Source organism: Streptomyces sp. NPDC002602, from assembly GCF_042889445.1.
GTDB lineage: Bacteria > Actinomycetota > Actinomycetes > Streptomycetales > Streptomycetaceae > Streptomyces.
Genome location: NZ_JBIAQX010000013.1, coordinates 18,990 through 32,033, shown reverse-complemented (window position 1 = coordinate 32,033; position 13,044 = coordinate 18,990). Strand labels below are relative to the sequence as shown.

General features: G+C 70.3%; 9 protein-coding genes. 4 read left to right on the top strand and 5 right to left on the bottom strand.

The window, feature by feature from the left end:
- Positions 1 to 90: 90 nt before the first annotated feature.
- Complete coding sequence (locus tag ACFYW3_RS27910) at positions 91 to 714, top strand: hypothetical protein (RefSeq protein WP_351757728.1); 624 nt, start codon at positions 91 to 93, stop codon at positions 712 to 714.
- 296 nt (positions 715 to 1,010) lie between these two features.
- Here ACFYW3_RS27910 and ACFYW3_RS27905 read toward each other — a convergent pair whose 3' ends face one another.
- From ACFYW3_RS27905 to ACFYW3_RS27885, 5 genes are all read right to left on the bottom strand, one after another.
- On the bottom strand, positions 1,011 to 1,214 hold the full coding sequence (locus tag ACFYW3_RS27905; RefSeq protein ID WP_053683670.1) for a cold-shock protein: 204 nt from the start codon (positions 1,212 to 1,214) through the stop codon (positions 1,011 to 1,013).
- Positions 1,215 to 1,381: 167 nt separating this feature from the next.
- Entirely contained in the window at positions 1,382 to 1,858 is a 477-nt protein-coding gene (locus ACFYW3_RS27900; RefSeq protein ID WP_389387703.1) for a hypothetical protein, read from the bottom strand.
- Between the two features lie 68 nt (positions 1,859 to 1,926).
- Complete coding sequence (locus tag ACFYW3_RS27895) at positions 1,927 to 3,504, bottom strand: glycosyltransferase family 2 protein (RefSeq protein ID WP_389387702.1); 1,578 nt, start codon at positions 3,502 to 3,504, stop codon at positions 1,927 to 1,929.
- Positions 3,505 to 3,899: 395 nt separating this feature from the next.
- Entirely contained in the window at positions 3,900 to 4,355 is a 456-nt protein-coding gene (locus tag ACFYW3_RS27890) for a hypothetical protein (RefSeq protein WP_389387701.1), read from the bottom strand.
- 129 nt (positions 4,356 to 4,484) lie between these two features.
- Entirely contained in the window at positions 4,485 to 8,021 is a 3,537-nt protein-coding gene (locus ACFYW3_RS27885) for a chemotaxis protein (protein ID WP_389387700.1), read from the bottom strand.
- Positions 8,022 to 8,468: 447 nt separating this feature from the next.
- On the opposite strand from ACFYW3_RS27885, the gene ACFYW3_RS27880 reads away from it, so the two are divergent.
- From ACFYW3_RS27880 to ACFYW3_RS27870, 3 genes are all read left to right on the top strand, one after another.
- Positions 8,469 to 8,987, top strand: a complete 519-nt coding sequence (locus ACFYW3_RS27880) for a hypothetical protein (protein WP_351757741.1) — start codon at positions 8,469 to 8,471, stop codon at positions 8,985 to 8,987.
- A 363-nt stretch (positions 8,988 to 9,350) separates the two neighbouring features.
- Positions 9,351 to 11,108 carry a trypsin-like serine protease gene (locus tag ACFYW3_RS27875; RefSeq protein ID WP_389387699.1) on the top strand — a complete coding sequence of 586 codons (1,758 nt, stop codon included), beginning with the start codon at positions 9,351 to 9,353 and terminating at the stop codon, positions 11,106 to 11,108.
- 285 nt (positions 11,109 to 11,393) lie between these two features.
- Positions 11,394 to 13,031: a trypsin-like serine protease gene (locus ACFYW3_RS27870; protein WP_389387698.1), complete on the top strand. Its 1,638-nt coding sequence runs from the start codon at positions 11,394 to 11,396 to the stop codon at positions 13,029 to 13,031.
- Positions 13,032 to 13,044 lie beyond the last annotated feature (13 nt).

Below are 13,044 nucleotides of genomic sequence, written 5' to 3'. Positions count from 1 at the left end.
CTTGATCGTTCCGCGTGGGCGGGAAGTGGCTTCGGTGGCTCGGACCGGACCGAGCCCTCATGACGCAGGGTCACGCCATAGGGTGCGCTGATGGAAACAGAGCAGTGCCGTACCCGCCGAGTGCCGCGACCAGCCCTGTACCCGCTCATCACCGCGGGGTGCCTGCTCCTCTCCTGCGCCGCGGGCTGGAGCAACATGTTGCTCCTCGTCGCGGGGCGGGTCATCCCGAGTTGGGCGGTGAGCGCGGCCCTGCTCCTCGTGTCGCTGGTCCTCATGGGAGTCGCCGCCGTACGGCGCCTCTCGGAGGATGGACGGCGCCGCTCGGAGGATGGGCGCAAGACAGGGCGTCATATGGCTCTGCCACCGTTCCTGAGGGGTCTGGCGGTGGTCGTGGCCGTACTGGGCAGTGTGTTCGGCGTGTTGGGCGACGTCGGTGCGGAGTACCACGTGCTCCACCCCACGGGCCCGCACGGTTGCAGAGCCGTCGTGCGGGAGACGTCGTTCCTGGTCATCGGGAACGGCGACGTGTACGCGGTGGGCCGGACCGGCATCGCCTGGCGGCCGGCGGGTTCCTGGTGGGCCGACGACGCCTATCGCCCCATCGCCAGGGGCACGTACGAGCTGCGGTGGGGCCCGCAGGACGGCACCTTGGCGCTCCGCGGCAGCACGACCGATCCGGTCATGGAAGGAGTCCACCGCGTCGACTGCGGCTGACGTGTCCTCGTACCGACTCCGGCGTGCCTCACTCGCCGCCGAGTTCCTCCGCCGTGTCGGCGAGGCCGCGCGCGACGCAGTCCTGCGCATCGCCAAGTCGGGGCGCTCAAGGACGCGTCCGACACGGAACCTCCCAGTCCGACCATTGCACGATGTCCCCGAACCGCCGCACGACGACGGTTTCCCCGTCGGCCGTGCCCCGGCGGGTCAGCGGTCAGTGGTGGAGCGATCCCCGGGGTGCCGGTCGTGCGCCGCCCCGGGGTTCGTGTTCCGGGGCGGCGCCGTCGACGTACGGGTCAGGCGGCGGTGATGTTCTCCGCCTGCGGGCCCTTCTGGCCCTGCGTGATGTCGAAGGTCACGGCCTGGCCTTCCTGGAGCTCGCGGTAGCCGGTGGAGTTGATGTTGGAGTAGTGCGCGAAGACGTCCGGTCCGCCGCCGTCCTGCGCGATGAAGCCGAAGCCCTTTTCGGCGTTGAACCACTTCACGGTTCCGCTGGCCATGTTCTTGCCTTCCAGTCGAAGTCGGATCCGCACCACGCGGACCCGGAGGTGATCGCCCTGGTCCGGCACTGCACAGCGAAACACCCACGCCAGGGGCGCGGGCAGGTACTGCGAACCACGACAGCTGGAGCTGAAGTTACACGCCGGAGCCGTTCGTCACCAGAGAGCTAGGGCCACTGAGGTGGAAGTTCGTGTCGGTGGCGGCGATATCCGTGACCAGGACGGGAGACCCTCGCGGGCGTCCTGCCCGGCCGCACGAGGTTGCCGAGGTGGCTCTCCGGGGCGCCCGGCCGGAACCGCACACCCGTCAGTTCGAGGAACCCCGTGTTGTCCCGGGTGGACTCCCCGCCCCGCTCGCAGAAGAGGACCAGCGGCTCGTGGAGATCGGGAAGGCCCGCGACCGCGGCCGGGTTCCGCGCCCGGAGCTCGGACGTGCGGACCACGGCCCGGAGCTCGGACGTGCGGACCACGCCCGAACAGGTCCCCCGAACCTCCCCGTTGGGCGGCCGACTCAGGAAGTCGGCCGGTTCGGCTGCCGGTTCGAGGGTCGGCCGGACCTCGGGATCCACGTACGAGGTCACGTCGAAGCAGGGCCGGCCGCCCTCGGCCGCGAACGCCCGGGCCCACACGGCCGCCCGTCGCATGTACTCACGGGCAGGACACGGCGGGGCTGGACATGCCGGAAGGCGGCATCACGGTCACTCGGCGCCACTCAGCCCGCCGCCGTCAGGGAGAAGCGGCGGACCACCTCGATGCTGAGGTTGTCGTGGATGGTGAAGAACGGGCAGGCGGCGAGTTCCGTGCCGCTCGCCGCGTCGCGGGCGACCACTCGGGGGCGGCGCGCCGTGCGGTCCAGGTCCGGCGCGTGCTTGCGGCCCAGCCGCACCCGGCGGGTCACTCCGTCGGCCCGTACGTCCAGGAACGCGTCCCACACGCCCGGCCCGATGGGGGCACCGCCGTCCACCACGGCCAGGTTCGCCTCCACCCGGAATCCGGCCGTGTCCAGGCCCTCCCCCAGGTCCGGGGAGGCGACCGCGACGACTTCGGCGGTGTGCTCCCGGCCGCTGTCGCGTTCCCGCAGGACCAGCTCGCCGCCCAGCCGGGCGGTGCTCAGCGACTCCACGTACGCGTGACCGGTCAGGCTGACCTTGCCGCCCTTCCAGGCCATCGACGCGAGGTAGTGCTGGGCGCGCAGCTTCGCCGTGACGTCGAACAGGACGTCCGGGAGGCCGGCGGTCGGATCCCGGAACAGCGGGTAGAGCCGGTACACCCGGCCGTTCTCCGCGAAGTCCTCGGGCGGCTCCGTGACGGGGTCGTACTCCATGAGCCGCTCGAAGGCGCTCGGCGGGCAACTGACGAAGGCGTACAGGCGGATCCAGTCGATCCGGGTCAGCTCCTCGCCCATGTCCGGGGTCCAGTACGTCTGGACGAGCGCCCGCCCGCGGGCGTACACCTCGGCCGTGAACGCCGGGTTGCGGTGTCGGGCGTTGACGCCCGGCAGGAGTGCCGTACGGATCAGGCTGCGGAAGTGGCGGCCCAGCATGCGACGGCGGCCCACGGGGTCGTGTACCCGATCGGCCACCAGGGCCATGACGCGCTCGATGTGGCGCACCGTCTCGTCGGCCGTCCGGCTGCGCGAGGTGATGTTCTGCCCGTCTTCACGCAGGCGCAGGTAGTAGCAGTCGTAGTCGCCGACCACGGAGATCGTGCCGGCGGCCAGGTAGGCGGCGGTGACGAAGACCTGGTCCTCGCCGTACCAGAGGTCGACCGGGAAGCGGATGCGGTCGGCTTCGATGATCTGGCGGCTGATGAGCTTGGCGACGTGCAGCGACCGGTAGACCTCGGAGGTGTACAGGTCCGCGACCTCGGCGTGGCGGTAGGCCTTCTCGGAGACGGTGCGGCCGAGGCCCACGTGGCGGCCGAGCACGATGTCGCTGCCCTGCGCGTCGGCCATCGTCAGGAGCCGTTCCAACGCCTCCGGGCCGAGGCGGTCGTCGGCGTCGAGCGCGAACACGAACCGGCCCCGGGCCAGGTCGAGGGCCCTGTTGCGGGGGCCGCCCGGGCCGCCGGAATTCGCCTGGTGCACCACCCGCACCTGTGGGTGGAGGGCGGCGAAACGGTCGAGTTCCGCGCCGGTCCCGTCCGTGGAACCGTCGTCGACGGCGATGATCTCCAGCCGGGCCATGCCCAGGGTCTGGCCCGCGACCGAGTCGAGGCACTCGGTCAGGTAGGGCATCGCGTTGTAGGCAGCGATGATCACCGATATGTCGGGGAGACGTTCGTGGGGCATGCAGAGATTATGAACGCCGCCGGATGCCGGCCGGCCGGGCGGGGGAGGGGGCGGGGGCGAACGGGGTGCCCGTCGGGGCGGGGGCCTCGGGTGGGGAGCCGGGTGAGGGGGCCCGGTGGGGTCCCGGGGCCCGACTGAAGCCCACCTCGGGTCCTGGCCGGTGCTCGATCGGCGGGTCCGTCTCGCCCGTCCCGCTCGGCCGCACGATCGGTGTGGCACCGCGGCACGCAGATCGGGCCCACCCCGGTTCCAGGGTGGGCCCGATGCCTCTTCGATCAGCCCGGGACCTGGTCTGGTGTGTCGGACCGAATCTTCCGGAGTTCGCGACACCAAAGCCATTCCACGCGGCTCTCTCCGGCGTCATCCGGAGTTGCGAACAGGCGTGACGGTCGCCGTCAGTCGCTCTTTCCCACCCGGCCCGGCAACCTTGATTCCATATAGAGGGAGGTTTTACTCCCCTCGGGATCCAGCAGCACTCTGAATTCAGCGTCCTTGGGCGTACGGAACCCGATGTATTTCTTGTACTTCTTGCTCGCGTCGAGATTGAGCTTGAACTGCTTCATGTGTTCTGGCCCGAAGGGCGGTTCCGTGGGTGGGATCTTGCGACCTCCGACACTGTCCCATCCGGAAGCAGGCCAGTAGAGCGGACGCGAGAGATCGACGTGATGGTCCTTGAGGTATTGCTCCACACAGCTCGTGGAAGCCGTGAAACTCATCGCCAGATCGATGCCCGGCGCAGAGGTCTGCCCCGAGAACGTCAGGTTCTCGGTGGGGCAGGGTGGGAGTTCCAGTTGGAATCCCTTCAGGACGTCATCCCTGTCTTCCGCTCCACAGCCCGCGACGAAGACCACGGAAAGAGCGCAAAGGGCTGCGACGAACCCTGCCGTCCCGGAGCGCCCACCGCGGGCGCTCCTCATGTTGCCCGACTCCCGCATCTACCCTCCATGAGATCATTCAACTACGGCACAGAACCGCCCGAACTAGGGCAGAGTGATATCGATCGATGAGTTCTTGCTGCCGTGAATCTCATAGTCACGGGCCCAGCCGACTCGGTGCAGTTCAGCGAAGACACCCAGATCGACTCCGTGGAACTTGTCACCGTAGTCGAAGTTGTAGTTCTTGAAGACATCGATGCGGGTGTCACCGGTGACCCTCACCTTGCCGCCGTCGAGCTTCGTCATGGTGACGGAGCCACTCTGGCGGTAGTTGAACCCGCGAAGAGCGAACGTGAGGTCACCGTCGTTGTCGTCGAACGCGCCGGCCAGCCAGCGGGTGTCCAGGTTGACGCGGCAGGTCGCACCCGTTCCGCCCGGGCAGTTCGAGATCGCGTTGCCCAAGGTCGCCTTGAGGTCGTCCCGACGGCTGCCCTCCCAGATCTTGTCGCCGATGAGCTTGTCCATCTGCCCCGAGGAGAGGTTGTACGGGCTGTCCGGCCTCGTGGTCCAGTAGCCGTAGAGTTCGCAGGCCAGCGGGCCCTTGTAACAGGTCGCGAGCTGTCCGGAGAACATCACGCTGCTCAGATACGAGTCCGCCCCGAGGTACTCCCACCACTTCGCGGAGTCGTACTCGGGGTGACCCGCCTGACCGTCCCCGGGTGCGGCCCCGCCCTTACCCGTGGCGTCGATCCCACCGGTGTTCGAGGATGCCCTGGTCTTGTACGCCTCAAGGGTCTTGCGCACGGCGATGTCCCAGGCGTCCACGGCCGCCTTCGCGGCGGCGGTGGCGTCCTGGCTCGCGGCGTAGGCCGATGCGCGGGCCGACAGGGCGGACTGCTGGGCGTCCGCGGCGTAGGAGGCGGCCTTCGAGGCGGAGTAGCGAGCGGAAGCCGCGGAAGCGTCGGCCTGCTTGGCCGCGCTCTGAGCCTGCTGGGCCGCGCTGCGGGCCTGCTTGGCGGATGCGGCGGCCTGCTTGGCCGAGGCGTCGGCGGACTCCGCGGACTTCTTCGCGTCCGCGGCGTAGCCGGCGGCCTGGTTCTTCGCCTTCACGGCCTCCTGGGCGGCCTTGATCGCCTCGTCGGACGCGTCCTTGGCGTTGGCCGCGGCCTCCACGGCCAACTGGGCGTTCTGGTTGGCGGTCGCCGCCGCGTTGGCCGCGCCGGCGATCAGGCCCTTGATGTTCGCGGCATGGGACGCCGCGTCCTGGTCGAGTTGAGCCGCCCGGTATCGGCCGACCGTCACGAAGTCGTGCAGCATGCGCGCCGAGCCCTCGAGGGCGACGAAGGCCGCCGCCTTGACCTGCGGGCCACCACTCGCCTTGAGCTGCAGCGCCGTCGCGCGGTCGTCCTCCTCGCGCGCCGCGAACCAGCCGGTGTCCAGGAAGGTGCGCAGGGCGTCGGTGGTGCGTGCGTCGATGGCGGCCGTGGCGGCCTTCTTGACCTGCGCACCGCCGGCGCCGGAGATCTCCAGCACCCGCTCGCGCATCTCCTCCTGCTGCGCGTCGTACTGCCCGGTCTTCAGGAACGCGGTGACGTTGGTGTAGGAGCCCTGCATGGTGGTCTTCGCGGCTTGCCGCAGGGGCGTCGAGCCGCTGTCGGCCATGTGGCTGACGCGCGCCCAGTCGTCCTGTTCCTCGGCCTGCTTCCGCGAGGTCTTCAGCCATGCCTGGACTTCGCCGTCGGTACCCGTCAGCGCGTCCTCGGCGGCCTGCCGCGTCCACGGGCCACCGGTGGTCACCAGGCGCAGTGCGGCCGTACGGCCCTTGGTCACCGCGTTGGCCGGGGTCACGCCCGGGGCCACCGCGTCCGCGAGGAGCTTGGTGGTCTGCGCGTCGCGGCGGGCGGACTCGGCACGGTTGTCGGCGGCCTTGGTCGCCTGCTCCTGCTCCCGCTTCCTGACCTCTGCCGCCGCACGGGCGAACTCTTCCTTCTGCGCCTCCAACTGGGCGTCCTCGGTGGCGCGGGCCGCTTCGTAGACCTTGTCGGCCTGGGTCACGGCTTCGGAGGCCGTCTTCGCCGCGGCGACTGCCGCCAGGGCGTGCTCCGCGGACTTGTTGGCGTAGTCGACGGACTTGCCGGCCTGGGCCACCGCCTCGTCGGCGGCCTTCGCGGCCGCCCGGGCGTGGGTGACCGCGTCGGAGGCCGCCTTGTGTGCCCCGCGGGCCGCGGTGGCGGCCTTGTCGGCGAGTCGTTCTGCCGCGTCCGCCGCGTTGTTCGCGGTCGCCGCGGCGTAGCGGGCCCTGGCCGCCGCTTCGGACGCACGGCGCGAGTCCTCGGCCGCGAGACCCTTCTGGGCACTGGCGTCGGCGGCTGCCGTCGCGGCGGCCGCCGCGTTGTTGCCCGCACTGGCTGCCGAGCGTGCGGCGCTGGTCGCACCCGACAGGGCCTCGATGGCCCTGAACACGGAGTTGACGGCGCTCTGCGCCCCGTCCGCGGCGATGCGCGCCTGGTCGGCCGCCTCACGAGCGGCCTTCGTCTGGCCGGCGTCCCTGGACGCGGCGGACGCGGCGTCGTACGCCCGGGCGGCGGCGTTGCCGGCGGCGGAGGCCGCGGCCGCCGCCGACGAGGCGGCGGAGGCCGCGGTGCGCGCCGCGGAGATGGCGGTGTTGGACGCGCGGATCGCGGTGCGCGCGGCGTCGGCCGCGGCACTGGCGGCGTTGGCCGCCTCACGCGACTTCAGAGCGGCCTCCTGCGAGGACTCCTTGGCGGCGGCCGTCTCCTTCTTGGCCTTTTCCGCCGCGGCCCTCGCCAGCGTGGCGGCCTTCTCCGCCTTGGCACCGGCTTCCTTGGCGGCCTCGGTCTCGGCCTTGGCGGTGTCACTGGCCTTGTTCGCCAGGTCGGCGAGCTGAGTGACCGTGAGGGTTTCCTGGTCGCGGGCGCGCGCGAGGTGCTGCCCGTTCATCAGGAACTCGTGCATCTCGGCGGGGGTGCCGCTCAGTGCCGCCTGCGCGGCCTTCTTGAGCAGCGGTCCCGCGGAGGCGGAGATCTGCAGGATCTCCATCCGCTCGTCCTCCTCCTGGGCAGCCGGTTGGCCCTCGGCGAGGAAGTCCATCATCGCGTCGACGGTGCCCTTGTCGATCGCCTTGGTGCCGGCCTCGCGCACCGAGTCGCCCGCACCGTTCATCACCTGGAGCACGGCCATGCGCTGATCCTCGATCAGCGACTGCCCCCAGCCGGAGGCGAGGTAGGCGGAGAGCTGCTCGGGGGTCCCGCTCAGGGCCTGGTTCAGGCCCTTGCGGACCGAGGGCCCGCTCTCGTTGATGAGCTGGAGCGCCTTGACCCGATTGTCCACCAGGACCAGTTCGGGTGCCTGGTTCACCAGGAAGTCGTGCACGGCGGCATCGGGAGCCGTGAGCACCTTCTCCGCGGCGGCCCTGGTCTCGTCGCCACCGCCGCGCCACAACGCGAACAACTGGGCACGCTCGTTCGGCGGCAACGGCTTGGCCGGCTCCGCCGCGGAAGCGGACACACCGCCCAACAGCCCTGCCCCCATCGCGAGGGACAGTGCCCCCACGACCGAGGAACGGGCGAGCACCCCACCCCACGCCGGTCTCACCCGGAAACGCGTGTCTTTCTCCGACACTTCGCCATCCCCCACTTCATCAAACAAGGCCGGAAGCGCAGGAGCTTCCGGCCCGACATTCCGATTGGTCGCCGTCATGGTCGCAGCAGAAACGACCGCCCACGGAAAACGGAATGGGTCGATCCGAACAATGACAAGAATGCGGAACCATGCATTCCTACCCCACAACTACCCTGATTGGAAACGATGTTGACGATGCGAATCGCGCCCTGAAAGCCCTCCGAACGACCCACAGGAAGGTGTGTTAATTAGCTCACAGCCCGTCAACTTGGGTCATTGCAAAGACAAATGATAGGAATGCCGTTGCCGTCCCGGACCACAGCAGTGCGACAGGCGTGGCCTGCAGGGCAACCAGGGGGGAAGCACGGGGACCTGGTTGGCCGTCAGACGGCCGACCCGCAGGCATCCGTCTGCCCCCCGTCGCATGTTCCCTGAAAGTGGAAGCTGATGAAGCTCTCTCCTGCCGTACTCCTCGCCAGTGCCGTCGCCGGCGTGATCGCGATGGCGGGTGTCGCGGTCGCCGTGGACGGACGCGCCGGCGGTGCCGGAGTCCAGGCCACCGGTACCGATGTCCCCCCGTTCGCGGTGGAGGACTTCCAGTACCCGCAGGCGGAGGCCGCCGCGGCTCTCGCAGCCCGCGGCATCAAGCTGAAGAGCGGCGACGGACACATCGTCTACACCGCGTGCGGGACGGACGCCGACCCCAACCGCATCGAGGTCTACAGCCACAAGGAGCCGAACAAGCCCTTCTGCTTCCGTGTCACCGGCAACGGCGGCTCGCTGGTCCTCGAACTGCCGCGCGTCTACGCCGTCCGCTCCAACGACTACAAGGTCCACGTCGACATGACGGTGGAGAACACCCAGGTCTCCTTCGAGGTGCCGAAGAACGAGTGGGTCGGCGTCGGCAAGACCGCCGACAAGGAGAAGCGCGACCACGCGCTCGTGGCACTCACCGCCTCGAAGTAACAGCCCATTCGGCGCGGCACGACGTAGCCGCCTCACGCCGGCGGGAATCTTCCGGGCACCGCATCAGACAGCGGCGTACGAAGGCCTTCCGAAGCGCATGTGCGACGGCAGGGGCGATGACCGCCCAGACCTCGGCCCTCAAGGCCGGCAGGCCGCCCGTGTCGATGCCCGCACCCCCACATCACCCCCCACACACCTCACACCTCACCACCATGAGGCGGAGCTCGCACGTCCGTGCCCGCACGCTCTCGAACCACCCTGGCTCTTCACCTCCCGGCTGCGCCGGTCGACCGCGTGAAGAGTCCTACATGAAGAGGAAGCATGTCCTTCGTCCGTCCGAGACCGAAGTGGTTGGCTGCCTGTATGACGGCAGGCATCGCCGCTTCACTGCTGTCCGCCGGCACCGCCGACGCCGTGGTGGGTTCCCCCGCCGCCACCGGCACGTACACGTTCGCCGCCCGGCTGAGCATCGGTTCCGAGGCCACTGCCCGGTCGTGCACCGCCGCTCTGGTCGACGACCAGTGGGTGGCCACCGCCGCCAGTTGCTTCGCCGGCACCCCGGGACAGTCCGTCCCGGCCGGGCAGCCGCAGCAGCCCGCCACCGCCACCTTGAGCAACGGTCAGACCCTCAAGGTCATCGATCTCGTTCCCCGCGACGACCGGGACCTGGTCCTGGCTCGGCTGGAGCGCTCGGTCACCGGCATCACCCCGGCGAACTTCGCCACGGCCGCCCCCGTCCAGGGTGCCCAGCTCATCGCCGCCGGCTACGGACGCACGAAGACGGACTGGGTGCCCGACCGGCTCCACCGGGCCGACTTCAGCGTGACCGGCACGAGCGCCGGTGCGTTCGACGTCGTCGGCAAGACCGCCGCGGACGCCCTGTGCAAGGGAGACACCGGCGCTCCGCTGCTCAACACGGCCGGGGAGATCACCGGTGTGGGCAGCAGGTCCTGGCAGGGCGGCTGCCTCGGCACCGCCCCGACGGAGACCCGTACCAACGCGGTCGCGGCCCGTACCGACGGCCTGGCAGGCTGGCTCGACTCGGCGCGGCAGCGCCCCGTCATGGTCAAGAGCGGCCAGACCCTGCAGTCGGGCGAGACGCTGGCCTCCGAGAACGCCCAGCTGATCATGCAGGACGACGGCAACATGGTCCTGTACCACCGCACCGGCGGACAGAACAAGGGCGGCGCCCTGTGGGCGTCCGGCACCGGCGGCAACCCGGGCGCGTTCGCCAGGATGCAGCCCGACGGCAACTTCGTCGTCTACAAGAAGGGCTCCACCGGCGACGAGGCCGCGGGCGCCCTCTGGGCGTCGGGCACCGCCGGCAACGCGAGCGCCCGCCTGGAACTTCAGGGTGACGCCAACCTCGTCGTCTACACCAAGGACGGCGGTCACGGCATCGGCGGCCACCTGTGGCACTCCGACACCTACCCCCGCGGTGACAAGCTCACCTCCGGCGCGAAGCTCATGCCCGGTCACTGGCTGACCAACGGCAAGAACGTCCTGATGATGGACATCCAGGGCAACGTCCTCGTCCGCGACGTGGCCACCAGCCGCGAGGTGTGGGGCAAGTACACCTGGGACTGGGGTTCGTACCTGTCCATGCAGGCCGACGGCAACCTCGTCCTGTACAAGAAGGGGACCGACACCGGGGCCCTGTGGGCCACCGGCACCCACGGCGGCGACGGTTCCTACGCCACCCTGGACAACAACGGCAGCCTGACCGTGCGTTGGAAGGAAGGCGGTCCGCGCTGGGGCAGCAGCAGCCTGGTCGGCGCCCAGTCGAACCGCTGCCTGGACTTCGACGGGACCAACGCCACCATCTACGGCTGCTGGGGCGGAGCGAACCAGCAGTGGGACTACACTCCCGCCAAGGAAATGCGCCTCGACGGCAACCTGTGCCTGACCGCCGAGACCGGGGCCCCGCAGACCTCGCGGCTCAAGGCCCTGACCTGCGACGGCCGCAGCGAGCAGAAGTGGAACTACGACGGAACCACCCTCGCCAGCGCCGTGAAGCCCGACCAGTGCGTGAACGTCTTCAGTGAGGCGACCGCCGATGGCTCCGCCGTCGGCCTGTGGGCCTGCGGCAACGGCGCCAACGCCAAGTGGAACCGAGTCTGAGCTCCAAGTGAAAGCGCGTCCGACCCCTCCCGCCCCGCGCGGGCGGCCCGAGCGGCCGACGGGTCCGAGCGCACCACCCCTGCGCGGGGGCCCGGCCGACCGGGCCCCCGCGTCTTGGAGCCGCACTCCGTGACACCCGTCCGGCTGGGTACCCGGGGGGCGATGCGCCGACGGCCTCCATCCGCCCCCCTTGCCCGGACCGCGCGTCACCGGCTCACAGCCGCCCCGCATTCGTTCCGTTCACGCGCGCCCGCGCACCGAATCCCGGCTCAAAGGATGCTCCACATGTCTGTTCTCCGTCCGCGCCCGGCACGGATGACCGGTCTCCTCGTGACCACGACGGCGCTCACCGCCGGTCTGGTCAACGCGGGTACCGCCCAAGCGGTGACCGGCCCGGAAGCGACGTCCGGCCGGCACCTCTCCGTCGTCAGGCTGAACATCGGCGACGAGACCCTCAACCGTGCCTGCAGCGGCACTTTGGTCGACCCCTCCTGGGTCCTGACCGCCGCGAGCTGCTTCGCCACCACCCCCGGCGAGACCGTCGCGGCCGGCAAGCCCGCCCTGAAGACCACGGCGACCCTCAGCGACGAGAAGACCATCGAGGTCGCCGAGATCGCTCCGCGCACGGATCGCGACGTGGTCCTCGCCCGCCTGGCCACCCCCGCCGGCGGTCTCACCGGTGTCAAGCGCGCCACCACCGCCCCCACGGCGGGCGTGGACGTGACGGCGGCCGGGTTCGGGCGGACCAGGACCGAATGGGTTCCCGCCAAGCCCCACACCGGAGCCTTCACCGTCACCGCCTCGGACGCCACCACCCTCGCCATCACCGGCAAGGGCACCGACGCCCTCTGCAAGGGCGACACCGGCGGCCCGCTGCTCAGCTCCGCCGGCGAGCTCATTGCCGTCAACAGCCGCTCCTGGCAGGGTGGTTGCCTGGGCGGCAACCCCACCGAGACGCGTACCGGCGCCGTCTCCGCCCGCGTCGACGACCTCCGCGAGTGGATCGACGGGTACCGTTCCCGCGCCCTGGGGTGGAAGACCCAGGCCCTGGTGCAGTCGGGCAGCAGCCTCTACCAGGGTGTCCGTATGCCCGACGGTTCCTGGACCGACTTCACCGACGTCCAGGGCAAGGCCGGCAATCTCGGTGGAATCAGGTCCTCCGCGGCCGTGGGCATGAACGGCGACACCCACGTCCTCGCCATCAGCAACAGCGGCGGGCTCTTCCACGCCGTCCGCAAGCAGGACGGCACCTGGGGCACCTTCGGTGACGTCTTCTCCCAGGCCGCCACCCTCGGCAACCTGACCCAGGTCTCCGCCACGAACACCGGCTGGGACCTCCACGTCATCGCCGTCGCCGACGGCAAGGCCTTCCACACCGTCCGCACCGCGGACGGCCAGTGGTCGAAGTTCAAGGACATCTCCAGCGGCTCCGTCGGCAACGTGACGGCCGCGGCCACCGCGAGCATCCGCGGTGAGCTCCAGGTCGCCCTCGTTTCCGGCGGCAAGGCCTACCACTCGATCCGCCAGACCAACGGGAACTGGCTGGGCTGGGGCAACGTCGCCCAGGCCGCCGGCAACACGGGCCCCATCACCGCGATCAGCGCCGCCGGCAGCGGCGACGAGGCCCACTTCGTCATCGCCACCGACAACGGCGCCCGCCAGTACCACACCATCCGCAACTTCAACGGCACCTGGGCCCCCTTCGGTGAGCTGAAGGACGTCCTGGGCGCCGTGACCGCGAAGTCCGTCTCCGCGGCCGCCGTCAACGGCGAGGTCCAGGTTGCCGTGACCACCGCCGACGGCAAGGTCCTGCACACCACCCGCCACGCCGACCGCACCTGGGACTCCCCCGCGACGGTGGCCCTCCAGGGCCTGCCCGCAGCTCCTGGCCACCTCGCGATGACCCCCACCTGGAACGGCTGACCGAGGGCCCGGA